This is a genomic window from Mesorhizobium sp. B1-1-6, assembly GCF_006443035.1.
Lineage (GTDB): Bacteria > Pseudomonadota > Alphaproteobacteria > Rhizobiales > Rhizobiaceae > Mesorhizobium.
Genome location: NZ_VFWR01000013.1, coordinates 170,620 through 192,862 on the forward strand (window position 1 = coordinate 170,620; position 22,243 = coordinate 192,862).

The 22,243-nt window shown below is 64.3% G+C and carries 22 protein-coding genes; 5 read left to right on the forward strand and 17 right to left on the reverse strand.

Features of this window, described 5'->3' with window-relative positions; all coding sequences use genetic code 11:
- Nucleotides 1-60: 60 nt before the first annotated feature.
- Together FJ979_RS24785 and FJ979_RS24790 are read right to left on the reverse strand one after the other, a co-directional pair.
- Complete coding sequence (locus FJ979_RS24785; protein WP_140558336.1) at nt 61-1,032, reverse strand: AraC family transcriptional regulator; 972 nt, start codon at nt 1,030-1,032, stop codon at nt 61-63.
- Between the two features lie 106 nt (nt 1,033-1,138).
- Nucleotides 1,139-2,125: an AraC family transcriptional regulator gene (locus FJ979_RS24790; protein ID WP_140558337.1), complete on the reverse strand. Its 987-nt coding sequence runs from the start codon at nt 2,123-2,125 to the stop codon at nt 1,139-1,141.
- Nucleotides 2,126-2,216: 91 nt separating this feature from the next.
- Here FJ979_RS24790 and FJ979_RS24795 point away from each other — a divergent pair, with 91 nt between their 5' ends.
- A complete protein-coding gene (locus FJ979_RS24795; RefSeq protein WP_140558339.1) occupies nt 2,217-3,431 on the forward strand; it encodes an MFS transporter in 1,215 nt (404 codons plus the stop codon).
- 120 nt (nt 3,432-3,551) lie between these two features.
- On the opposite strand, the gene FJ979_RS24800 is transcribed toward FJ979_RS24795, so the two are convergent.
- Nucleotides 3,552-3,899, reverse strand: coding sequence for a GFA family protein (locus FJ979_RS24800; protein WP_140547393.1), 348 nt, complete (start codon nt 3,897-3,899; stop codon nt 3,552-3,554).
- Between the two features lie 120 nt (nt 3,900-4,019).
- On the opposite strand from FJ979_RS24800, the gene FJ979_RS24805 reads away from it, so the two are divergent.
- Complete coding sequence (locus FJ979_RS24805) at nt 4,020-5,315, forward strand: amidase (RefSeq protein ID WP_140584107.1); 1,296 nt, start codon at nt 4,020-4,022, stop codon at nt 5,313-5,315.
- A gap of 18 nt (nt 5,316-5,333) precedes the next feature.
- Here FJ979_RS24805 and FJ979_RS24810 read toward each other — a convergent pair whose 3' ends face one another.
- The 5 genes from FJ979_RS24810 to FJ979_RS24830 are packed head-to-tail and all read right to left on the reverse strand — an operon-like array spanning nt 5,334 to nt 9,583.
- Nucleotides 5,334-5,723, reverse strand: coding sequence for a hypothetical protein (locus FJ979_RS24810; RefSeq protein ID WP_140500387.1), 390 nt, complete (start codon nt 5,721-5,723; stop codon nt 5,334-5,336).
- A gap of 41 nt (nt 5,724-5,764) precedes the next feature.
- A complete protein-coding gene (locus FJ979_RS24815) occupies nt 5,765-6,745 on the reverse strand; it encodes a hydroxyacid dehydrogenase (RefSeq protein WP_140584109.1) in 981 nt (326 codons plus the stop codon).
- Nucleotides 6,746-6,750: 5 nt separating this feature from the next.
- The gene (locus FJ979_RS24820; protein ID WP_140513801.1) at nt 6,751-7,467 is read right to left on the reverse strand and encodes a FadR/GntR family transcriptional regulator; all 717 of its coding nucleotides are present in this window, start codon (nt 7,465-7,467) and stop codon (nt 6,751-6,753) included.
- A 2-nt stretch (nt 7,468-7,469) separates the two neighbouring features.
- Nucleotides 7,470-8,639, reverse strand: coding sequence for a mandelate racemase/muconate lactonizing enzyme family protein (locus FJ979_RS24825; RefSeq protein ID WP_140584110.1), 1,170 nt, complete (start codon nt 8,637-8,639; stop codon nt 7,470-7,472).
- A gap of 56 nt (nt 8,640-8,695) precedes the next feature.
- Nucleotides 8,696-9,583 (reverse strand): sugar phosphate isomerase/epimerase, encoded by an 888-nt coding sequence (locus FJ979_RS24830; protein ID WP_140513800.1) that lies wholly within the window; start codon nt 9,581-9,583, stop codon nt 8,696-8,698.
- Between the two features lie 398 nt (nt 9,584-9,981).
- On the opposite strand from FJ979_RS24830, the gene FJ979_RS24835 reads away from it, so the two are divergent.
- From FJ979_RS24835 to FJ979_RS24845, 3 genes are read left to right on the forward strand one after another with little or no spacing between them, the layout of a single operon-like run.
- Complete coding sequence (locus FJ979_RS24835; protein ID WP_140522580.1) at nt 9,982-11,037, forward strand: sugar phosphate isomerase/epimerase; 1,056 nt, start codon at nt 9,982-9,984, stop codon at nt 11,035-11,037.
- Nucleotides 11,038-11,092: 55 nt separating this feature from the next.
- Nucleotides 11,093-12,280, forward strand: coding sequence for a Gfo/Idh/MocA family oxidoreductase (locus tag FJ979_RS24840; protein WP_140522578.1), 1,188 nt, complete (start codon nt 11,093-11,095; stop codon nt 12,278-12,280).
- Nucleotides 12,281-12,320: 40 nt separating this feature from the next.
- Nucleotides 12,321-13,172, forward strand: a complete 852-nt coding sequence (locus FJ979_RS24845; protein ID WP_140513798.1) for a sugar phosphate isomerase/epimerase — start codon at nt 12,321-12,323, stop codon at nt 13,170-13,172.
- Between the two features lie 350 nt (nt 13,173-13,522).
- On the opposite strand, the gene phnE (FJ979_RS24850) is transcribed toward FJ979_RS24845, so the two are convergent.
- From phnE (FJ979_RS24850) to FJ979_RS24890, 9 genes are all read right to left on the reverse strand, one after another.
- Nucleotides 13,523-14,881 carry a phosphonate ABC transporter, permease protein PhnE gene (gene phnE, locus FJ979_RS24850; RefSeq protein ID WP_140513797.1) on the reverse strand — a complete coding sequence of 453 codons (1,359 nt, stop codon included), beginning with the start codon at nt 14,879-14,881 and terminating at the stop codon, nt 13,523-13,525.
- A 2-nt stretch (nt 14,882-14,883) separates the two neighbouring features.
- Nucleotides 14,884-15,840, reverse strand: coding sequence for a phosphonate ABC transporter, permease protein PhnE (gene phnE, locus FJ979_RS24855; protein WP_140522576.1), 957 nt, complete (start codon nt 15,838-15,840; stop codon nt 14,884-14,886).
- A 58-nt stretch (nt 15,841-15,898) separates the two neighbouring features.
- Nucleotides 15,899-16,807, reverse strand: a complete 909-nt coding sequence (phnD, locus tag FJ979_RS24860) for a phosphonate ABC transporter substrate-binding protein (protein WP_140500369.1) — start codon at nt 16,805-16,807, stop codon at nt 15,899-15,901.
- Nucleotides 16,808-16,898: 91 nt separating this feature from the next.
- Nucleotides 16,899-17,747, reverse strand: coding sequence for a phosphonate ABC transporter ATP-binding protein (phnC, locus tag FJ979_RS24865; RefSeq protein WP_140500368.1), 849 nt, complete (start codon nt 17,745-17,747; stop codon nt 16,899-16,901).
- A 261-nt stretch (nt 17,748-18,008) separates the two neighbouring features.
- Entirely contained in the window at nt 18,009-18,626 is a 618-nt protein-coding gene (locus FJ979_RS24870) for a DapH/DapD/GlmU-related protein (protein WP_140584112.1), read from the reverse strand.
- On the reverse strand, nt 18,623-19,330 hold the full coding sequence (phnL, locus tag FJ979_RS24875) for a phosphonate C-P lyase system protein PhnL (protein WP_140584114.1): 708 nt from the start codon (nt 19,328-19,330) through the stop codon (nt 18,623-18,625). Before phnL ends, FJ979_RS24870 begins: the two co-directional genes overlap by 4 nt.
- Before the next feature lie 64 nt (nt 19,331-19,394).
- Nucleotides 19,395-20,171, reverse strand: a complete 777-nt coding sequence (gene phnK / locus FJ979_RS24880; RefSeq protein WP_056577906.1) for a phosphonate C-P lyase system protein PhnK — start codon at nt 20,169-20,171, stop codon at nt 19,395-19,397.
- Nucleotides 20,168-21,133, reverse strand: a complete 966-nt coding sequence (locus FJ979_RS24885) for an alpha-D-ribose 1-methylphosphonate 5-phosphate C-P-lyase PhnJ (protein ID WP_246679372.1) — start codon at nt 21,131-21,133, stop codon at nt 20,168-20,170. Before FJ979_RS24885 ends, phnK begins: the two co-directional genes overlap by 4 nt.
- Nucleotides 21,130-22,242: a carbon-phosphorus lyase complex subunit PhnI gene (locus FJ979_RS24890; RefSeq protein ID WP_140584116.1), complete on the reverse strand. Its 1,113-nt coding sequence runs from the start codon at nt 22,240-22,242 to the stop codon at nt 21,130-21,132. Before FJ979_RS24890 ends, FJ979_RS24885 begins: the two co-directional genes overlap by 4 nt.
- Between the last annotated feature and the right edge of the window lies 1 nt (nt 22,243).

Consider the following 22,243-nt stretch of genomic DNA (forward strand, 5'->3'; position numbering starts at 1 on the left):
CTGTCCGGAACACTTGGCAATTCATCCAGGCCGGAAATCGCCACTGCAAACAGCGTTGATTTAGCCTTTTCCCGAGGCGCCGCCCGCGGCGCGCAAATGGCTGGGCGCGCTGCCGACGATGCGCTTGAAGGCCCGGCTGAACGACGCTTCCGAATCGTAGCCCAATCTGGCGGCGATCACCGACACCCGCATCCCTTCTTCCTCGAGCCACCGCCTTGCCTGATGCATGCGTACCCCGGCGACATATTTTGCCGGTGTCTCTCCGACGATGGCCGTGAAACGTTCGGCAAAAGCCGACCGTGAGGCGCCCATCTCGCGGGCCAGCGCTTCGACGGTCCAGTTCCTGTCAGGCTGCCGATGAATGGCGACCAGCACGCGGCCGATGTCCCGATCCTTGATCGCCGAGATCCAACCCGTGATGTCACCGGCGCTGTTCTCCACCCAGGAGCGGATGATGGCTGCGGCCAATACATCGGCCAGCCGCGCCAGCATCATGCCGGAGCCGGCCCGGTTCCTCGTCGCCTCGTCGGCCATGGCTTCCAGCAAATGCGGGATGCCTGGCTCGCCGGCCATCAGCTCCTTCGCGCGCAGCATATTCGGCATCATGGCCAGCAGTGGATGCGAGCCATCGTGGTTGAAGTGCATGCTGCCGCAGAACAGCAGCGTTTTTGCACCATGGCCGCCGTTCGAGACGGCGTAGACATTGTCCTGCAGGGGCTCGACGCTGTAGCTTTCGAGCGGTTCGGCTTGTACACCGGGTGCGCTGGCAAGGATATGCTCGGCGCCGCGCGGCAACAGCAATGCATCGCCGGCTTTCAGTTCCATCCATTCGCCTAGTGGCGAAAGCAGCCAGCATCCGGCACGGCCGATGAAGTGAAACCGCGCCGCCTTCTGCACCGGAAAGAGCACGGCCCAAGGCGCGCCCAGTTCGCAGCGGCCATAGTCGACGCCCTCGAGGCGCAGCGCGCGCAACATCTCGGTCAACGCACCCCCCGGGGCCGGCACAGTGTCGTTGGGCGAGGTCAAGTCCATGCCGATTCCTACAGCAGTTCAGCGTCCCACGGAAACGCTGAACTGCTGTACCTCTTCGGGCAATTCCGGACGGAATTGCTCCAGCCTGGAGTCACGGCCTGCCGCTTCAGCCGGCCTGGCGGATCTCAGCATGTTCCTCGGCACGCAGGTGGCTGGGAGCCGAGCCGATGACGCGCTTGAAGGCCCGGCTGAAGGCGGCGTCCGACTCATAACCCAGGCGTGTGGCGACGACGGAAATCTTCTGGCGATCGCGCACCAGCCATTGTCGGGCCTGGTGCATGCGCACCTGGGTGACGTACCTGGCCGGCGTCTCGCCGACAATGGTGGCAAAACGCTCGGCAAAGCCCGATCGCGAGGCGCCCATCATCCTGGCGAGCGCCTCGACGGTCCAGTCGCGGTCCGGTTCGAGATGGATGGCGGCCAGAACGCGCCCGATGTCGGGATCCCTGACCGCCGCGATCCAACCGCTTGAATCGCCGCAGCCGCGCTCGACCCATGAGCGGATCACGGTGGCGGCAAGGACGTCGGCGAGCCGCGCCAGAATGCCGCCGGAGCCGACGCGCTCCATCGTCACTTCACGCGCCATCGAGTCCAGGAGATGCGGAATACCCGGCTCATAAGCTTCGAGTTCATGCGCGCGCATGACATCAGGCATCATGCCGAGCAGGGGATGCAGGCCATCGATGTTGAAGTACATGCTGCCGAAAAACAGCAGCGTGCCCGGACAGCGACCATCGGGGCACATGGCTTCATTGGACATGCAATAGACGTTCTTGCAGACTTCTTCGGCCGCGTAGCCCTGGATCGGCCAAGCCTTGGTGCCCGGTTCGCTTGCCAGCACATGCGCTGCGCCACGCGGCAGCAGTGCCGCGTCGCCCGCCTTGAGCTCGACCCACTCGCCCGAGGGCTGCATCAGCCAGCAGCCCTTGCGGCCGATGAAGTGGAATCGCGCCGCTGCCTGGGCCGGAAACTGGATGCCCCAAGGCTCCCGCATTTCGCAACGGGCGTAGTCGACGCCGTCGAGACGCAGCCCGCGCAATATGTCGGTCAGCGGATCGCCAGTGGTCCGAATTTTGGACGAACGGTCAAACATAATGGTGTTTCTAGCATGGAAACTCCAGGCCGTCACTCCCTATGTTGCAGTGCAGCCAAATGTTGCGCTGCAACTTCATCGGAGACTGACCATGGCCGAACCCGCGACGGGCGTCGTCGACGCCGCCCTATTGAACACTGTCGATCAGGGGGAACGAACCGAGCCGGCATGGGGCGCCGTCGTCTCGCTGGCGCTTGGTGTTTTCGGTCTCGTTACGGCGGAATTCCTGCCCGCCAGCCTGTTGACGCCGATGGCGAGCGATCTCGGCGTCAGCGAAGGCGTTGCGGGACAAGCGGTCACCGCGACCGCGATCGTCGGCGCCATTGCCGCCCCCACAATGGCGATCATGACACGGCGCATGGATCGCAGGCTGGTGATGTGGATGCTGACCGCGTTTCTGATCGCCTCGAACCTTTTGGCCGCCTTTGCCTCATCGCTGCCCATGCTTCTGCTTGCCCGCGTCGTGCTCGGCGTTGCGCTGGGCGGCTTCTGGGCGATGTCGGCGGCCATGGCGTTGCGGCTGGTGCCGATGCGGTTGATGCCACGCGCCATGTCGATCATCCTGACCGGCGTTTCGCTGGCCACCGTCACCGCCGCCCCTGTCGGCGCCTATGTCGGTGATATCTGGGGCTGGCGCACGGCTTTCATGATCGCCACGGTCGTCGCCGCGCTGGCGTTGTTGGTGCAGGTGGCCACCATTCCGAAACTGCCGCCGATGGGCGTGGCAAGTTTCCGCACTTTGCTCGAGGTGCTGGAGCGCCCGTCGATCAGGGTGGCGCTGCTGGTCGTGCTGCTGGTCGCTTCGGGGCACTTTGCCGGCTTCACCTATGTGCGCCCCTTCCTCGAGAAGATCCCGATGCTCGGCATCGAGACAATCTCGCTGGTGCTCCTGGCCTATGGCATAGGCGGCTTCTTCGGCAATATCGCCGGCGGCATCCTGGCCGAACGCAATCTCAAGGCCGCCGTCGCGCTGGCACCCCTGCTGATCGCAGTGGCCGCCGCCTCGATGCTGGTCTTCGGCGCCTCGCCGGCGATCGCCGCCGCCGCCGTGGCGGCCTGGGGCTTTGCCTTCGGCGCGGTGCCGGTCGGGCTGCAGACATGGCTGGTGCGGGCCGCGCCCGATCAAGCCGAGAGCGCCGGCGGCCTGATGGTCTCCACCTTCCAGGTGGCGATTGCGCTCGGCGCCGTCTTTGGCGGCCTGCTGGTCGATCATGCCGGCGTCGCCAGTGCCTTCGCCTATTGCGGCGTGGCGACTTTGCTGGCGGCAGTCGTGGTGTTTCTGCTCGCCCCAAAACGCGCCGAGTAGGCTCTCCCGACAACCATCCCTGACTTGCGCAACGGCCCGAGAACCATCATGGTTCTCGGGCCGTTGCCTTTGCGATGGCGGCGTCGCTGACAGGCAGACGCGGCAGGCTGCCGGCGAAATTCAGGCTGAACGCCCATCGAAGTCGAAGATCGACAAGGCGGACGGATCGACATCGGCGACACAGTTGACGTTAATGTAGGCGCTGCGTTCACTCCCCTCGCGCACATCCTCGGCGAAAGGATGGATGCCGCAGGTGCGACAGAAGCGGTGCGCGATGGCGCAGTTGCCGAATGTGTAGGTGCCGATCTCGTCGCTCCAGGCCAGCACCCGCAGCGCCTGATGCGGAACGGCGCACAGCAAGGCGCCCTTGCGCGAGCAGATCGAGCAATTGCACCGCACGGCTTCGGTCAGTTCCGCCTCGAACTCGAAGGCGACCTTGCCGCAATGACAGCTGCCTTTGTAGAGCATCGTTCTCTTCCTTGCGTCCGCCAGGGGTGCAAAACCGCCCGCGCCGGGTTAAGTCTCGGCACGCCACGCGCCGGCTGCTAAGCTTAAGACGTCCCAGAGGTCCGGAGTCCGACACCGAAGATGCAATCCGTCCGCGATCACCTGGAAACTACCCTTGCGCGTCTCGCCGCCCGTGCCGGTGAAGAACGTGTGTTCACGAAACTCTATATCGAAGCCGCGCGAGCCGCAGCCGATGCCGCCGACGCGCGGCGGAGGGCCGGCGTGAGGCTCGGACCGCTCGACGGAACGATCATTTCGATCAAGGACCTGTTCGATGTCTGCGGCGAGGCGACCACGGCCGGATCACTGCTGCTCAAGGATGCTGCGCCGGCAATTGGCGACGCCATGATTGTGCGCCGGCTGCGGCAAGCCGGCGCGGTGATCATCGGCAAGACCAACATGACCGAGTTCGCCTTTACCGCCATCGGCGACAACCAGCACTATGGCACGCCTGGCAACGCGACCGATGCCGACCGCATTCCCGGCGGCTCTTCCTCCGGCGCCGGCGTTTCCGTCGGCGAGGGGACGAGCGAAATCTCCATCGGTTCCGACACTGGCGGATCGATCCGTATTCCGGCGGCACTTAACGGCGTCGTCGGCTTCAAGCCGACGGCGCGGCGGGTGCCGCTCACAGGCGCCTTTCCACTGTCGGCCACGCTGGACTCGGTCGGCCCGCTCGCCCGCACCGTGGCGCAATGCGCCGCAGCCGATGCGGTGATGGCGGGCGAGGACTTGGCGCTGCCGGCGCCACTCGCCCTTGCGGGGTTGCGCATCGGTCTCCCGCGCGGCGTGCTTTTCGGAGAGACTGAAGGCGCGGTGGCAGCAGCGTTCGAGCGCTGCCTCGGCAAGATCGAGCAGGCCGGCGCACGGGTCGCGGACCTGTCGATCGACGACCTGATCGCGGACCTTCGCGCGTTCACAAAACGTGGTTCGATCGCCGCGATGGAAGGGGCTGAAGTGCATGCAGACTGGTTGGCGGCAGGCGCTCCGGTGCCGGTTGACCCGCATGTGAGCGGACCCTTGTCGCGGGCGGCAATGCTGCCGACCCCGGTTTACATCAGGGCACTGCGTCGCCGTGCCGTGCTGGCCGCCGCCACGGATGAGCGGCTGACGTCGGTCGATGTGCTGGCCCTGCCAACCACGCCGGTGACGGCGCCGACCATCGTCTCCCTGGCGCAAGATGCCGGTCTGCGCGATCGCACGGAGGGCCTGCTGCTGCGCAACACGCAGGTGGCCAACCAGTTCGATCTCTGCGCGATCTCGCTGCCGATACCAGGCATGGCGCTGCCGGCCGGCTTGATGCTGGTGGCGCGCCACGGCCATGACCGCCGTCTGCTGAGCATCGCCGCTGAAGTGGAGAGATTGCTGGGCGGCTGATCGGGACTGAACCGAATGTCAGTGTGAAGAGCAGTGCTTGCGTTCGCTGTCCTTGGCGGCGCGCTCGACGGCCGTCGCGATCAGCCACGGCAGGCTGTATTGCTTGCCGGTGATGGTCTGGGTGCGTCGCTCGATCGATCCCCTGACGACAATCTTGCCGGCAGAGAGCGCATCCGAGGCCTCGACCATCGCCTTGTCCTTCGTCGGCAATCCGCCGGTGTCGATCGACACGCCTTTGATGATCTTGCCGGTGGCGAGGTCGAGCACGCTGTTCGATGGGCAGGGAGCCTTGAAGCAGCGCAGCCCGTTGTCGCAATAGACATAGCTGCTTTCGGCCGCGGCGAGCGAGGGCAGCAGGCCCGCTGAAGTGGTGGCAAGGCACAGGAATGCGAGGCGGAGAACGGACATGGCTCCAGCGTCGCGAAGAATTGGGGCGAAACGGCGATGGTCTAGCTGTCGGCGGGAAACCGTCGCCGATAATGCCCGACCACTTCCGGGTTGCGCAGATTGACCGGCAATTTGCCTGCCAGGACCAGCAGGGCCTCGCCGGCCGCGCCAACGCCCATGCGCATCATCGATTCCTCGGTGATGCCGGCCATGTGCGGGGTGATGACGACGTCGTCGAAGCTGAAATAGGGATGATCCGGTGGCAGCGGCTGCGTCGAGAACACGTCGAGCGCGGCACCGCCGATGCGGCGCTCCCGCAAGGCCTCGATCAGCGCGTCGTCATCGACGACGGGCCCGCGCGACACGTTGATCAACAGCGCGTTGGGTTTCATGCGCGATATGCGTTCGCGGCTGATCAGGCCGCGCGTTTCCGGCGTCAGCGGACAGCACAGGACGATGATGTCGCTCTGCTCGACCAGCGCGTCGATCGACAGGAAGCCGACCTTGTCCGGCGCCGGCTGCATGCTGCGGGTCGTTGCGACCACTTTCAGGTCGAACCCATGCGCGGCGATATGGCCAACGGCCTGTCCGACGGCGCCGAGACCGACGATGCCGATCGTCTTGCCGGCGAGCTCGATGTTGGAATTGGCGTGCTCGCGACCGGCAAGCCAGCCCTTGGCGCGCAGGTCGCGGTCGACGACACGAAACTGCCGAAGCAGGGCGAGGGCTGCAAACATCACATGCTCGGCCACCGAGCGTGCGTTGACCGCCGGCACGTTGGCGACCAGCACACCTGCCGCGGTCGCTGCTTCCATCGGGATCATGTCGAGCCCGGCGCCATGGCGGATCGCTGCCCGCAACCTGGTGGCACCATCGAACAGCAGGGGCGGCAGGGGCGCGCGCACAATGACGATGTCGGCATTCCTCGCCTCGGCGGCCAGCGTGCCCGGATCGATGGCCGAGGCGACGACAAGCTCACCCGCCCCCGCCAGCATGGCCGCGGCGCGCGGATGCAGTCTGTGCGTCGACAGGATGCGCGTCATCCCCGTCAGGCCTGTTCGAGCGTCGGGTTTTGCGGCGCCGCCCCGAGGCCTTCGATCAGCCCCTTCCAGTAGCTTTCCGCGCCCTGCAGGTGGGCGCTCATCAGCGCCTGGGCGAGATTGCCGTCGCGCCGCAGCAGCGCCTCGTATATCTGGATGTGTTCGGCATGCGAGCGCACGCTGCGCTCCGGATCGTTGAAGTAGATCGGTAGGCGCTGCTCGCCCATCAAATAGTAAACGCTGCAGATGTTGTGGAAGACGCCATTCTTGGTGGCGCGCACGATCTCGAGATGGAATTCGCGGTCCTCCTTGGCGAGGCCTTCGCCTGCCGCGATGCGTTCTTCCGAGGCCTTCAGGATCTCGCGCAGCCGTTCGAAATTCTCCTCGGTGGCACGCGAGCATGCAAGTTCGGCCGCCTTGATCTCATGGATCTTGCGCAATTCGACCGTCTCGTAGATCTGCAAGGGATCGAGCGGCAGGCCGGCGCGCGCGAACAGCGCCAGCGCCTCGACGCTGGCCTGCTTGGTATCGATATAGATGCCGGACTTGGCCCTGCGCTCGACGATGCGCATGGCCTCGAGAATGGCCAGCGCTTCGCGGATCTGGCCGCGGCTGACGCCGAAATGCTCCGCCAGTTCGCGTTCCGACGGGGTTCGGCCCGTCTCCTTGTCGGAATGGGAGAACAGATAGGCGGCAAGCTCCGCGAGAAGGTTGTTTTCTTTCATCGTCAATTGCGTTGCGCGTGCGCCTCCAGGAATCGCTCCGAAATGGTGAATCCCAATCCGGGTTTTTCGGGGATCGCTATCATACCGTCCCTGGCTTCGACAGTCTCTTCGACAAGGTCGTGGATCATCGGATTGGCACCGAGCGAATATTCGACGGTGAAGCTCGACGGCGAGGCGGCGCAGACATGCAGCCCGGCGAAGAAGCAGGGCGCGCCGGCCCATAGATGCGGCGCAAAGCGCAGGTTGAAGGCGCTGGCGATGGTTCCGATCTTCATGGCCTCGCTGATGCCGCCGCAGAAGGCGGGATCGGGCTGGAAGATGTCGGCGGCCTTGAGCACGGCGAGGTCGCGGAAGGCATAGCGGGTCGCATCGCTTTCCCCGGTGGCGATCGGTATGGCGCCGGAGGCACGGACTTCGGCAAGGCCGGACTTGTCGTCGGCGATCACCGGCTCCTCGAACCAGGCAAGGTCGAGATCGCCGGCGAGATGGATGAAACGCTTGGCCTCCGCCACCGTATAGGTGCCATGGGCGTCGACCATCAACTCGACGTCGGGGCCGAGCGCCTCACGGGCGGCGCGAACGCGAGCGGCCGACACATGCGCGGCGCCATCCATGGCGCCGATGCGCATCTTCAGCGCCTTGAAGCCGCCCTTGGCGACATAGGATTTGAGCTGGTCGCCGATCGCGTCGGCGGACGCCCAGCCACCCGAGGCGTAGGCTGGCATGCGATCGAGCTTGCGCCCACCGATCAGCCGCCAGACCGGCTGCCCGAGCGATTTGCCCAGTATGTCCCAGAGCGCGATGTCGACGGCGCTGATGGCGGCCACGCTCATGCCGCGCCGCGCCAGCTGCGGCATGGCATGGCCGGCGCGCGCCGCGCTGTCGTGGCGCACGCCGTTGTAGAGCATTTCCCAGATGATGCCGATATCGGCCGGATCGCGGCCGACGAGCTGCGGCCCGACCTCGCGGTTCAGCATATGGACGAGCGCACCATAGCTGCCGGCGCTGCCGGCGGCGTTCTTGCCTTCGCCCCAGCCGACCAGCCCGTCATCGGTTTCGATGCGCAGGATGGCGGCGTCGAAGGTCGTCACCTGACCGAAATCGCTGCGGTGCTGCTTGGCCGCCTCGATCGGTATGCGAATCCACCAGGCCTGGACGCTTTTGATGCGCATGGTCTTCCCCGGCCCTGCCGCCGGATGGCGGGAGGGCTCATTCCCAATCGGATCGGCTACTTGATCAGCGGCAGCAGCGTTTCGGCAGTGATCCGCATCTGGTCGGTGTAGAACTTTTCCGTCAGCACGCTGGAGCCGTGATCCTGGATGAATTTGAGCTGCTCGGGCGAGATGTCGACCGGGTGGCGTTCGACCATGTCGGGGTAGGGCGCGGCCGGTGTGCGGTCGACAGGCGCGACGAACTCGTTAGTCAGCGCCCCGTCATAGCCGACCTCCCGCAAGGTCGCCACGATCTTCGGCCAGTCGATCTGGCCGAGGCCTGCGGCGAAGCGGTTGTTGTCGGCGACATGGAAGTCGAACAGGCGCTTTCCGACCTTACGGATCGCGTCGTAAACGTTAAATTCCTCCATATGGATGTGGTAGGCGTCCAGGCAGACGCCACATTCCGGGCTGACCGCGTCGGCCAGCGCCAAGGCCTGGGCGCCGCGATTGAACAGGTAGGTCTCGAAACGGTTGAGTGGCTCGACCGCGATCTTGACGCCGACCTTCTTGGCGTGGGTGAAGCACTCCCTGGTGGCATCGACCACCCACTTCCATTCCTCTTCCTCGGTGCCGTCCGGCACGACCTTGCCGACGGTCGCGGGAACCAGCGTGATGATCTCGCCGTCGAGTTCGCTGACCATGGTCAACACGTCCTTGACGTATTGCACGGAGCGCTCGCGCTGGCCCTGGTCCCGGGCGGCAAGGTTGCGTTCGCCCAGCATCAAGGTCACGGCGCCCCAGCAGCGTATGCCGTGCTCCTTCAGGAGCGCGCGCGTCTCCTTGGTCTTGTACTGGTCGGGCTCGCCGGAAATCTCGATCGACTCATAGCCGAATTTCTTGATGCGCTTGAGCGTCGTCTCCAACGGTTCCGCGCGCATCCAGTTGTGCGTCGAAAGATGCATGGTCTGTCCTTCCCGGATCGTCCCTAATGGTTCGCCTGCAACATGCCGTCACCGGATGTGACGGACGGTTCCTCCCCAAGGCGTTCCAGCATTTCTCGCAAACTGGTTCGACCAATTGGGCCCAAGACGAGGTCTACAGCAATTTCCCACGCGCGGCAAGAACTGTGCGATGGCAACTTGATGTCTGGATTACTCCATTGATTATATTGGACTATGCTGCCCTCCCGTGGCACGGTGGAGGGCTCTGAATGTGAGTGGCAAGGCTTGACCAAATCGCCACGTTTGGTAATACCAGAATGACAATGCACGCAAGTGACCGTTGAGAACAGACCAAAGTGGCTGGCTCTGTCTTCAATCGGCGCTATGCTCGGGCGCGACAACAATGAGGGAGGATGCCGATGCCGAGGACGATGAAGGGCCCTGGACTGTTCCTGGCGCAGTTCGCGGGCGATGCAGCGCCGTTCAATTCGCTTGCATCGATCACAAAATGGGCGGCCGGCCTCGGCTATAAGGGCGTGCAGATCCCGACCTGGGACGCGCGCTTGTTCGACCTCCAAAAGGCTGCGTCTTCCAAGGCCTATTGCGACGAGGTGAAGGGCATCTGTGCCGACGCCGGCGTTGAGATCACCGAACTATCGACGCATCTGCAGGGGCAATTGGTGGCGGTGCATCCGGCCTATGACGCGCAGTTCGACGGCTTTGCGCCGGCTTCGGTGCACAACAACCCCAAAGCGCGGCAACAATGGGCGGTCGAACAGATGCAGTTCGGGGCCAAGGCGTCGCGCAATCTCGGGCTCGACGTCTCGGTGAGCTTCAGCGGCGCGCTGGCTTTCCCCTACCTCTATCCCTGGCCACAGCGGCCGGCCGGATTGATCGAAGAGGCGTTCGCAGAACTAGGCAAGCGCTGGAAGCCGATCCTCGATGTCTACGAGGACAATGGCGTCGACGTCGGCTACGAAATCCATCCCGGCGAGGATGTGTTCGACGGGGCGACGTTCGAGATGTTCCTCGACGCGGTCGGCGGCCACAAGCGCTGCAACATCAATTACGATCCGTCGCACTTCCTGTTGCAGCAGCTCGACTATCTCGAATTCATCGACATCTACCACGAGCGCATCAAGGCCTTCCACGTCAAGGACGCCGAGTTCAATCCGACCGGGCGGCAAGGCGTTTATTCCGGCTACCAGAGCTGGACGAACCGCGCCGGCCGCTTCCGCTCGCTGGGCGACGGACAAGTGGATTTCGGCGGCATCTTCTCCAAGCTGACGCAGTACAATTATGATTCCTGGGCGGTGCTGGAGTGGGAGTGCTGCCTGAAGCATCCGGAAGATGGCGCGGCCGAAGGCGCGCCCTTCATCCAGCACCACATTATCCGGGTGACGGAGAAGGCGTTCGACGATTTCGCCGGCGGTGCCACGGATAAGAAGGTGCTGCGCGCCATGATGGGAATCTAGCGCGGGTTTTCCCTCTCCCTCGAGGGGGAGGTATCTCAGACACGAGGGAGACGACATGGTCGGTGCATCGAAGTCGGAAACGGGAGGCGGCCCGATCCGCTATGGCATGGTCGGTGGCGGGCAAGGCGCTTTCATCGGCGCGGTGCACCGGATCGCGGCGCGCATGGACAATGAGTTCGTGCTGGTCGCCGGCGCGCTGTCGTCCGATCCGGCGCGCGCCAAGGCCTCTGCCGCCGAGCTCGGGCTCGACCCTTCGCGCAGCTACGCGTCCTATGCCGAGATGGCCAAGGCCGAGGCAAAGCGCCCGGATGGCATCGAGGCGGTGGCCATCGTCACTCCGAACAATGTGCATGTGCCGGCGGCCAGGGCGTTTCTTGAAGCCGGCATCCATGTCATCTGCGACAAGCCGCTGGCGACGACGCTGGCCGAGGCAAAGAAGCTCGCGGCGATCGTCGAGAAGACCGGCAAGGTGTTCGTGCTGACCCACAATTACACCGCCTATCCGATGATCCGCCAGGCGCGCGAGATGGTGGCCAAGGGCGTGCTCGGCGACATCCGCATCGTGCAGTCGGAATATCCGCAGGACTGGCTGACGGAGGACCTTGCCGCCACCGGTCAAAAACAGGCGGCGTGGCGTTCCGACCCCAAGCAGGCCGGTGCCGGCGGCGCGCTCGGCGACATCGGCACGCATGCCTACAATCTTGCCCGCTTTGTCTCCGGGCTGGAACTCGACACGCTGTCGGCCGATCTCGACGCCTTCGTGCCGGGACGGCAGCTCGACGACAATGTCAACGTGATGCTGCGCTTCAAGCCGGTCGGCAAGACGCATGCGGCAAAAGGCATGATCTGGGCAAGCCAGGTGGCGCCCGGCCATGAGAACGGGCTGAAGCTGCGCATCTATGGTTCGAAGGGCGGGCTGGAATGGGTGCAGGCCGATCCGAACTATCTCTGGTATACGCCGTTCGGCCAGCCCAAGCAGCTGATCACCCGCAACGGCGCCGGCGCGCTGCCGGTGGCGGGCCGTGTCAGCCGCGTTCCCTCCGGCCATCCCGAAGGCTATCTCGAAGGCTTCGCCAACATCTACCAGGAGGCCGCACGCGCCATCCGCGCCGCGCGGCGCAAGGGCGGCAAACCTGCCAAGGACGTCGTGTTCCCGACCATTCAGGACGGCGTCGAGGGCATGGCCTTCATCGAGGCCTGCGTGAAATCGTCGAAAAAGAATGGAGTGTGGACGAAACTTTAAATTTGATCTCGCGGGGGGATCATTTGGGGGAGGGGCGTCGATGAAAATCGGCATGTGCATGTTCTTGTGGACGACGGCCGTATCGAAGAAGCACGAGCCATTGCTTCGCGACATCAAGGCCACCGGCTTCGACGGCGTCGAGATACCGATCTTTGCCGGCATGCCGGACGACTACAGGAAATTGGGCGAGCTGCTCGATCGCATAGGGCTTGAACGGACCGCCGTTTCAGCGATGGGCGATCCGGCGATGAACCTGATCTCGGCCGATGCGGCAACGCGCAAGGCCGGTGTCGACTACATGAAATGGGCGATCGATTGCGCAGACGCCCTCGGGGCCAGAACGCTGAGCGGCCCCTTGCATTCGACGCTCGGCGCCTTTTCCGGATCCGGCCCGACCGCGGCCGAGAAGAAACGCTCCGTCACCTCGCAGCGCGCCATAGGCGATCATGCCGGCAAGAGGAACGTCACCATCGGGCTCGAGGCGCTCAACCGCTTCGAATGCTACCTCCTCAACACGATGGCCGACCTGTCGGAGCATATCGACGCCATCGACCGGCCGCACATCAAGGCGATGTACGACACCTTCCACGCCAATATCGAGGAGGCCGACCCGATCGGCGCCTATACGAAGCATCGCAGGAATGTCGTGCATATCCATATATCGGAGAACGATCGCGGCGTGCCGGGGCGCGGCAACATCCCCTGGAAGGAAACATTCTCGGCCATCCGCAAGAGCGGCTACGACGACTGGCTGACGATCGAGGCGTTTGGACGTTCGCTGAAGGATCTCGCGGCGGCGACCAAGGTGTGGCGCGATTTTTCCGAGAGCCCGGAAGCGGTTTATCGGGATGGATATAAGCATATCAAGAACGGGTGGAAGAAGGCCGCCTAGGTGCCTTGGTCGGGCGATAGTGACGCGACAAGACCTGCGTCGGCGACCCTTGGCGCAAGGCGAGGCGTTGATTGCGCCTGGCCCATTTTCCAGTTGCGTTCGCGGCGGTTTCCAGGTGGTTCCCCCACTCCGTCTCGGCTTCGCCGAGCCACCTCTCCCCCCTCCGGAGGGAGAGGAAAGGGCCCCGGTGGCTCGGGATAGAAAGAAGCCTCCGCCTAGGATCGGCCAGGACGCCCTGGCGCTTTCCTCTCCCCCGTCGATCGGGGGAGAGGTGTCGAGCGCAGCTCGACGGAGTGGGGGTCGACCCTTGGCGCGGCACCATACGATGCCCGCGCTTATGCGTCACAAGGTTAGCCCTGCTCGGCCTGCAACCTGTTGTAGTCGTGAATCGTCCGGCTCAGCCTGCGGCGCAGGAAATTGGAAATGTTGTCGAAGATGAAAACCACAACCAGCGTCAGCAGCACCATGTAGAAGACGTTGGCCCAGTTCGAATTGGTGCGCATCGCTTCCCACAGTTTCAAGCCGATGCCGCCGGCGCCGACGGCGCCGATAATGGTTGCGCCCCTGGTGTTGGATTCCCACTGATAGAGCGTCTGGCTGATGAACACCGGCACCACTTCCGGCAGTACGCCGTAGCGCTGCACCAGAAGACGGTTGGCGCCTGTCGACACAACACCTTCGCGCGGCTTGTCATCGATGTTCTCCAGCGCCTCGGAATAGGTTTTGCCGAGCGTGCCGATCTCGGTGAAGAAGATCGCGGCGCTGCCGGCCAGCGGACCCGGTCCGAAGGCGCGCGTGAAGAACAGTGCCCAGATCAGCATATCGATGGAGCGCATGAAGTCGAAGAAGCGCTTGAGCAGCTGGTTTACCAGCCGGTTGGGGGTGATGTTGCGGGCGGCGAAGAAGGCGAGCGGGAAGGCGACGATGCCGCCGAGCGCGGTGCCGAGAAAGGCCATGACGATGGTCTGCAACAGCTTTGTCCAGACATCGCCATGCTGCCACTGCGCATTGTTCCAGATGTTGTTGCCGGCGAGCGCCAGATTGGAGGTGCCCGCTTTCAGCTCGGGGCCCGACGTGATCAGTGACACCACCTCGCCGGCGGATTTTCCGAAGAAGGGCGAGCGTGTGTCGAAGACGAAGTTCGCCCAGCCGAGAAAGCGCTTGCGGATCCTGACGCGATCGGGGGCGACGCGGACCTCGCCGGCGAAGCCCATGTCGGCGACGACCTCATCCTCATGCACGGTGACCCAGTCGGGAACAGGTCCCGAGACCAGCGGCTTGCCGCTGTCCAGCGCCACCGCCACGCTCGTCCCAGCGGCGACGATCGTTGCTCGTGCCTTGTCGAAGGTGACCGACTTCGCCGTGCCGTCGATGAGGACCGTCACCGAACCGTCGGCGTTGGTCTTGACCCAATCCGGGTGGGGATTGGGGCCGAGTACAGAAAAGCGGGGGTATTTGGCCGTTATCTGCGGCTCGTCGAGGCGGAAGATCGGCTGCACGTCGTAACTGATCCACTGGGTCAGGAACAGCGGCAGCCGCTCCCAATGCGATTCCCGCAGCACTTGCGGCAGATTGAAGAACCACAGCGCGTAGAGCAGGTAGAGCAAGATGCCGCCAAGCAGCAGCAGCGGCCCGAAACGCTTGTGGAACGGCCGGCGGAACACTTGCGGGAAGCGTTCCTCGATCGACTGAATTTCGGCGGCGGTCATGATCAAGCGCTCATCACAAAGGTCTGTTCGCCGACCAGCTTGCGGCGCAGCCAGGCGGAGAACTGGTCGACGATGAAGATGGTCGTGAACAGGAGCAGCACCAAGGCTATCGTCTTGGCGCCGAAGCCGCGCGAGATCGACAGCTTCAGCTCCTCGCCGATGCCGCCGCCGCCGACCGCGCCCATGATGGTGGAGATGCGCACGTTGATCTCGATCCTGAGCAGCGTATAGGACATGAAATTGGGCAGCACCTGCGGCAGGCCGGCAAAGCGTACCCGTTCGAACCAGTTGGCGCCGACGGCCCGCAGGCCTTCCTCGGCGCGCATGTCGATGTTCTCGTTGATCTCATAGAACAGCTTGCCCAACGCGCCGATCGAATGCAGACCGATGGCGATGATGGCGGCGATCGGACCTATCGAAACGATGGCCGCGAACAGGCCGGCGATGACGATCTCGGGAAAAGCCCGCAGCAGTTCCATGAAGCGCTTGACGACAAGCCGCAGCAGCGGATGCGGCGTCAGGTTGCGCGCCGCGATGAAGGAGAACGGCACGGCGAAGACGAAACCAATTGATGTCGAGACCAGCGCCACGTTAAGCGTGGTCAGCATCAGCTCGAAATATTCGGGGATGTAGAAGCCGCCCCAGACATAGGCGCGGCCGAGCGGGAAGTTGAATTCCTGCGTGCCGGTGTCATGCGGGGAGGCGATGTCGAACAGCGCCCGCCAGACATCGTTCCAGTCCTTGGGAACGAGCCAGCTCAGGAAATCCAGTATGTGCGGAAGCCGGTCGAAGAAGTGTCCGGCATTGGCATCGTCGGCGAACCACATGGTGCCGCCGAGTGCGACCAACAGCAGGCCGACGCCGATGGCGGTGTAGAGCCGGCGCAAGGAGGTCTGGCGACGCCAGGCGTCGGCCATCTGGTGCGTGGCGCCGGAAGGAGCTGTCAGGGAAAGGGTCATGGTCGGAGATGCAAGAAGGGCGGCGTTTTCTCGACGCCGCCCTTCCTGACTTCTGCCTTTAGCCGCCGATGGCTGCCTTACGGGCTTCGACGATGACGTTATAGAAATCCGCCTTCACCGGAACGTAGCCGGTAAAATCACCGCCTTCGACGCCTTCGAAGCAGGCCTTGTCCTTCTTGGGCAGGTCGGTGAAGAAGGCCGCCAGCTTGGCCGTCATCTCGTCGCCGAGCGCCGTGCGCACGACCAGCGGACCGTTCGGGATCAGGCCCGAGCGCCAGACCTCGACGAAGTCGTTGGGGTCGACGGCGCCCTTGGCGACTTCCTTGTGGAAGGTGCCGGAGGTGTAGCCGTCCTTGAAGTCGCCGATGCCGGAGGAATCGTCCACGGCCACGTCGACCTTGCCGTCTCGCACGGCGAGCACATTGTTCTCATGGCCGCCATTGAACTGGGTCGAGGCGAAGAAGGTCTCGTTCGACGCGCCCGTGTCCTTCGGAATCTGCGTCAGCGGGATCAGGTAGCCGGAGGTCGAATCCGGATCGGCGTAACCGAGCTTCTTGCCCTTGGCCGACTTGATGTCGGTGATGCCGGAGGACTTCAGCGCCAGGCCGATCGAATAGTAGCCGGTCGCGCCGTCGGTCTGCTGGGTGGTGAGGATCGGGGTTACCGCCTTGGGATCCTTGAGGACGACGCTGGCATAGCCGGAAGCGCCGAGTTCGGCAAAGTCGAGCGTGCCGCCGAGCAGGCCCTGGATGACGCCGTCATAGTCGGCGGCCGGGAACAGCGAGACCTTCTCGAAGCCGAATTCAGCCTTCAGGTGATCGGCCAGGCACTGGTAGTTGCGCAGCCGGTCGGTTTCGTTCTCGCCGCCGAGGATGCCGACGCGGAATTCCTTCATATCGGCGGCATGCGCCGCGCCGGTGGCCATTGCAAGCACCGAAACGGCGCTGAAAACCATTTTCCTGAACATCTGATTTCTCTCCTGTAGGTTCCGGCCCCGCGCCGGCGGCGTTGGTGATTTTGACGGGTGCCCTGACGCGGGCTGGCGATCCAGGTCGCTCTCAGTAACCCGGGAATGCGGGTTCGAGCGGTCCGGCGGATGCGGCGATCTTTTGCTTGAAGGCAACGCTGGTCGAGGTGATGGCCTCGGATATCTCGCCGCCATTGCTGTCGGCGCCATAGACGAGACGGACGGCCTCGCGGTTAAGCTCCTCCGGCGGCCCGTCGAACACGACCTTGCCCGCGGCCATGCCGATGATGCGGTTGCAATAGGTGCGGGCGGTGTCCAGCGTGTGCAGGTTGGTGACCACGGTGATGCCCTCGCGCAAATTGATGTCCTGCAGCGAATCCATCACCACCTTGGCATTGAGCGGGTCGAGCGAAGCGATCGGTTCGTCGGCCAGGATCACCCGGGGCTGCTGCATCATGGCGCGGGCAATGGCGACACGCTGCTGCTGGCCGCCCGACAAGGTGCCGGCGGGCTGCAGCGCGGTACGGGCGATGTCGAGCCGCTCGAGGGCCGCGACCGCCTGCGCACATTCGGTTCGCGAGAACATGCCGAAAAGGTTCGACAGGGTCGGACGATGGTTCAGCCGGCCGAGCAGCACATTGGTCAGCACGTCGAGGCGCGGCACAAGGTTGAATTGCTGGAAGATCATGGCGCAGTCGCGCTGCCAGCGCCTGAGCGGCGAACCGCGCAATTGCGAGACCTCGGCTCCGTCGAAGAAAATCGATCCATGGCTGGGATCGATGAGGCGGTTGATCATACGCAGAAGGGTCGACTTGCCGGCGCCGGAACGGCCGATGACGCCGACCATCTGACCCTGCGGGATCGAGATGCTGACATCGTTAACGGCGGTGTTCTTGCCAAATCGTCGGGTGACGCCGCGGATTTCGAGCGTGGCTGACATGGTGCGTTCCCGTCCAGTCGCGGTTGAAGGTCCTGTTGACCCTCGCTAGCGCAGCGCCATGAACCTGCGGTGTCGGATTGATGTCAGTTTTGTTACCACCCACAGCCGTGTCGTGCGCGATCAGGCCAGGACCAATCAGTTCCTCGAAGTGCTTCCATGTCCCTGAAGCTGCGGAAGGCAGGCGGCTCGAGAAGACAGCCCCCTGCCCGAACTCTGTGTAAGGGATGCGAATAGTGAGCAGCCCTATTCCATTCACCACCGTCATCCACCGTATTTTTCCAGGAAAGCTTCGGCCTCGAGCTGACGGAAATCGTCGAGTGCGGCGCGCAGCCTCGCATGGTCCCAATCCCACCAGGCAAGCGCCTGGTAGCGCTCGGCGGTGCGGCGGTCGAAGCGCTCGCGGATCGGCTTTGCCGGCACGCCGGCGACGATGGTGTAGGGAGCGACATCCTTCGATACCACCGCTCCGGCGCCGACGGCGGCGCCGGAGCCGACGGTGATGCCGGGCAGGACTGTCGAGCCATGGCCAAGCCATGTGTCGTGGCCGATTGTGACGCGCCTGGCGCGGCGCTCAGCGAAAAATTCGCTCTCGTGTTCGGCATCGTCCCAATAGTCCGATGCGCGGTAGGTGAAATGGTGCAGCGTCGGCCGCCGGGTCGGGTGGTTGGTGGCGTTGATGCGCACGCTTGCCGCGATGTTGGAGAATTTGCCGATCGTCGCACACCAGACGGCGCAGTCCTGCATCATGTAGGAATAGTCGCCGAGTTCGCTTTCCGAAACCCGACAGCGGTCGGCGATTTCGGTCCACCGGCCAAGCGTCGAATTCTCCACGTCCGCCGTCGGGTGGACCAGCGGCGTCTCCGACAATTTCCTGCTCATGCGGCGAGCTTTCCCGGGGCGAAGGCGGTGACGTCGATGATGCGGTCGGCCACCGCTTCGCGCACATCATGGTCGTGGAAGATGCCGAGCAGGGCGACGCCTGCCGCCTTCTTGGCGGCGATGAGTTCGATCACCACATCGCGGTTCCTTGCGTCGAGCGAAGCGGTCGGCTCGTCGAGCAGCAGGATCGGGTGCCCGGTGATGAAGCCACGCGCGATGTTGACGCGCTGCTGCTCGCCGCCGGAGAAGGTCGCCGGCGGCAATGCCCAGAGTTTTTCCGGCAGGTTAAGCTGCGCCAGCAGGGCGCGCGCCTTGCTTCTTGCTGCTTCGCGATCCTCACCGCGCTCTACGAGCGGCTCAGCGACGACGTCGAGCGCCGATACGCGGGGCACGGTGCGCAGGAACTGGCTGACATAGCCGATGGTCTGGCGGCGCACGGCAAGCACGGTGCGCGGGCTGGCGCTGGCAAGGTCGATCAGCCCGTCTTCGTGCGTGACGATGATCTGGCCTTCGTCGACGGCGTAATTGCCGTAGAGCATCTTCAGGATCGAGCTCTTGCCGGCCCCGGACGGGCCGCCGAGCACGGTGCATTCACCGGCGCGGATCGAGAAGGAGACACCGGCGACGACAGGCAGTTTGATGCCGTCGCGCAGATGCATGGTGAAGCTCTTGGCGAGATCGGAGACAACGAGAGGCGTCGGCATCAGAAGGTACTCCAATCGTTATTCGTTTGCGGGCAGGACAGAGGGGGGTGACTTGGCGCCATCGTCAAACCTGCAGAATCGAGGAAACAAGCAATTGCGTGTACGGCGCGCGCGGGTCGTCGAGCACACGGTCGGTGAGGCCGCTTTCGACGACGCGGCCGTCTTTCATCACCATCATGCGCTGGGACAAAAGCCGCGCCACCGCGAGGTCGTGGGTGACGACGATGGCGGCGAGGCCGAGATCGGTGACGAGGCCGCGCAAGAGATCGAGCAGGCGCGCCTGCACCGAGACGTCGAGGCCGCCTGTCGGTTCATCCATGAACACCAGCCGCGGGCCGGTGACGAGGTTGCGGGCAATCTGCAGGCGCTGGCGCATGCCGCCGGAAAAGGCGCGCGGCTCGTCGTCGATGCGGTCTTCCTCGATCTCGACGCGCGACAGCCAGTCAACGGCGGTGGCGCGGATCTTGCCGTAGTGGCGGTCGCCCACCGCCATCAGCCGCTCGCCGACATTGGCGCCGGCCGACACCGTCATGCGCAAGCCGTCGGCCGGATTCTGGTGGACAAAGCCCCAGTCGGTGCGCATCAGGAAGCGGCGTTCGGCCTCGCTCATGCGGTAGAGTTCGCGGAACTGGCCGTCACGCATGCGGTAGCTGGCGGTGCCGGAGGAGGGCAGCAGCCGCGTCGACAGGCAGTTGAGCAATGTCGTCTTGCCGGAGCCGGATTCGCCCACGACAGCCAGGACTTCGCCCGGCCACAGATCGAAGGTGACGTTGTCGCAGCCGACGCGCGAGCCGTAGAATTTGGAGAGCGCCGAAACGCGCAGCAAGGGTTCGTCGGTCATTGTATCTCCTTACCCTCCCCCTTGTGGAGAGGGTCGGCGCGCAGCGCCGGGGTGGGGGCTGCCGATGGGTCGCTACCGCCACCTTCGGCGCGACCTCCCCACAAGGGGGAGGGAGGCGTGCTGCGCCGCTTCTCGCAATGATCGGTGTCCGAGCAGACGAACATGTGGCCGCCGTGATCGTCGAGGATGACCTCATCGAGATAGACGTTCTCGGCGCCGCACAACGCGCAGGGCTGGTCGAAGGTCTGCACCTCGAACGGATGATCCTCGAAGTCGAGGCTGACCACATCAGTGAAGGGCGGCAGCGCGTAGATGCGCTTCTCGCGGCCGGCGCCGAACAGCTGCAAAGCCGGCGAGCGGTGCATCTTGGGATTGTCGAATTTCGGCGTCGGAGACGGGTCCATCACATAGCGGCCCTCGACCTTCACCGGATAGGCATAGGTGGTGGCGATGCGGCCGTGCTTGGCGATGTCCTCATAGAGCTTCACATGCATGAGGCCGTATTCCTCCAGCGCATGCATTTTGCGCGTTTCGGTCTCGCGTGGCTCGAGAAAGCGCAGGGGCTCGGGGATCGGTACCTGGTAGACCAGCACCTGGCCTGCGGCGAGTGGATATTCGGGAATGCGGTGGCGGGTCTGGATGATGCTGGCGCTGGCGGTATCGGTCGTAACCGCCACATTGGCGACCTTCTTGAAAAAGGCGCGGATCGAGACCGCATTGGTGGTGTCGTCGGCGCCCTGGTCGATGACCTTCAGCACATCGTCGGGGCCGATGATCGAAGCGGTAACCTGGACGCCGCCGGTGCCCCAGCCATAGGGCATCGGCATTTCGCGCGAGGCGAACGGCACCTGATAGCCGGGAATGGCGATGCCCTTGAGGATCGCGCGGCGGATCATCCGCTTGGTCTGTTCGTCGAGATAAGCGAAGTTGTAGCTGGCGATGTCGGTCGGTTGCGCGCTCATTCCGCGGCCTCTTTCTTCTCTTCAATCTTGCCGGGATTTTCGCGGGCGTCGTACTCGGCGCGCATGCGGCGCACGAGGTCGAGTTCGGCCTGGAAGTCGACATAATGCGGCAGCTTCAGATGTTCGACGAAGCCGGTCGCCTGGACGTTGTCGGAGTGCGAGATGACGAATTCCTCGTCCTGGGCGGCGGCGACAATGTCCTCGCCGAGTTCGCTTGCACGAAGAGCGCGGTCGCAGAGTGCCATGGCCATCGCCTTGCGCTCGCTCTGGCCGAAGACCAGCCCGTAGCCGCGTGTGAATTGCGGTGGCGCCTTGGCCGAGCCCTTGAACTGATTGACCATCTGGCATTCGGTAACGCGCGCGGTACCGAGCGGCACCGCGAAAGGCAGTTCGGGCACGTCGAGCTCCAGCTCGACCTCGCCGATGCGGATCTCGCCGACGAAGGGATGGTTGCGGGCATAGCCGCGCTGCGTGGAATAGCCGAGCGCCAGCAGGAAGCCCTCGTCGCCGCGCGACAGCGCCTGCAGGCGGATGTCGCGAGCCATCGGGAACTCCAGCGGCTCGCGGGTGATGTCGCCGGGGACATGGTCCTGCGGCATGTCTCCGTCCGGCTCGATCAGCCCATCGCGAGCGAGGATCGCCGAGACGCGCGGCATTGCCTGCGCTTCCGTCTCGCGCCGCAAGGGCGCGGCGACATCGGCGCCGGCGGCAAGCTCGGGATCGAGCAGCCGGTGCGTGTAGTCGAAGGTGGGCCCAAGCAACTGGCCGCCGGGCAGGTCCTTGTAGGTCGCCGAAACGCGGCGTTCGACCAGCATGGTGGCGGTGTCGATGGCATTTGTATAGCCAAAGCGCGGCAGCGTGGTGCGGTAGGCCCGCACTAGGAAGATCGCCTCGATCATGTCGCCGCGCGCCTGCACGATAGCGAGTGCGGCGAGTTCGCGATCGTAAAGCGAGCCTTCGCTCATCACCCGGTCGACGCCGAGCGCCAGCTGTTCGACGATCTGGTCGAGGCGCAGTGCCGGTACCGAGCGGTCACCGCGCCGACGGTCGGCGAGCAGGCTGTGGGCGTTGGCGATTGCAGCTTCGCCGCCTTTTACCGCGACATACATG

Bases quoted from the DNA above. Each gene is read 5' to 3' on its own strand.
- FJ979_RS24785 (WP_140558336.1), bottom strand. From the start codon at position 1,032: ATGGACTTGACCTCGCCCAACGACACTGTGCCGGCCCCGGGGGGTGCG.
- FJ979_RS24790 (WP_140558337.1), bottom strand. From the start codon at position 2,125: ATGTTTGACCGTTCGTCCAAAATTCGGACCACTGGCGATCCGCTGACC.
- FJ979_RS24795 (WP_140558339.1), top strand. From the start codon at position 2,217: ATGGCCGAACCCGCGACGGGCGTCGTCGACGCCGCCCTATTGAACACT.
- FJ979_RS24800 (WP_140547393.1), bottom strand. From the start codon at position 3,899: ATGCTCTACAAAGGCAGCTGTCATTGCGGCAAGGTCGCCTTCGAGTTC.
- FJ979_RS24805 (WP_140584107.1), top strand. From the start codon at position 4,020: ATGCAATCCGTCCGCGATCACCTGGAAACTACCCTTGCGCGTCTCGCC.
- FJ979_RS24810 (WP_140500387.1), bottom strand. From the start codon at position 5,723: ATGTCCGTTCTCCGCCTCGCATTCCTGTGCCTTGCCACCACTTCAGCG.
- FJ979_RS24815 (WP_140584109.1), bottom strand. From the start codon at position 6,745: ATGACGCGCATCCTGTCGACGCACAGACTGCATCCGCGCGCCGCGGCC.
- FJ979_RS24820 (WP_140513801.1), bottom strand. From the start codon at position 7,467: ATGAAAGAAAACAACCTTCTCGCGGAGCTTGCCGCCTATCTGTTCTCC.
- FJ979_RS24825 (WP_140584110.1), bottom strand. From the start codon at position 8,639: ATGCGCATCAAAAGCGTCCAGGCCTGGTGGATTCGCATACCGATCGAG.
- FJ979_RS24830 (WP_140513800.1), bottom strand. From the start codon at position 9,583: ATGCATCTTTCGACGCACAACTGGATGCGCGCGGAACCGTTGGAGACG.
- FJ979_RS24835 (WP_140522580.1), top strand. From the start codon at position 9,982: ATGCCGAGGACGATGAAGGGCCCTGGACTGTTCCTGGCGCAGTTCGCG.
- FJ979_RS24840 (WP_140522578.1), top strand. From the start codon at position 11,093: ATGGTCGGTGCATCGAAGTCGGAAACGGGAGGCGGCCCGATCCGCTAT.
- FJ979_RS24845 (WP_140513798.1), top strand. From the start codon at position 12,321: ATGAAAATCGGCATGTGCATGTTCTTGTGGACGACGGCCGTATCGAAG.
- phnE (WP_140513797.1), bottom strand. From the start codon at position 14,881: ATGACCGCCGCCGAAATTCAGTCGATCGAGGAACGCTTCCCGCAAGTG.
- phnE (WP_140522576.1), bottom strand. From the start codon at position 15,840: ATGACCCTTTCCCTGACAGCTCCTTCCGGCGCCACGCACCAGATGGCC.
- phnD (WP_140500369.1), bottom strand. From the start codon at position 16,807: ATGTTCAGGAAAATGGTTTTCAGCGCCGTTTCGGTGCTTGCAATGGCC.
- phnC (WP_140500368.1), bottom strand. From the start codon at position 17,747: ATGTCAGCCACGCTCGAAATCCGCGGCGTCACCCGACGATTTGGCAAG.
- FJ979_RS24870 (WP_140584112.1), bottom strand. From the start codon at position 18,626: ATGAGCAGGAAATTGTCGGAGACGCCGCTGGTCCACCCGACGGCGGAC.
- phnL (WP_140584114.1), bottom strand. From the start codon at position 19,330: ATGCCGACGCCTCTCGTTGTCTCCGATCTCGCCAAGAGCTTCACCATG.
- phnK (WP_056577906.1), bottom strand. From the start codon at position 20,171: ATGACCGACGAACCCTTGCTGCGCGTTTCGGCGCTCTCCAAATTCTAC.
- FJ979_RS24885 (WP_246679372.1), bottom strand. From the start codon at position 21,133: ATGAGCGCGCAACCGACCGACATCGCCAGCTACAACTTCGCTTATCTC.
- FJ979_RS24890 (WP_140584116.1), bottom strand. From the start codon at position 22,242: ATGTATGTCGCGGTAAAAGGCGGCGAAGCTGCAATCGCCAACGCCCAC.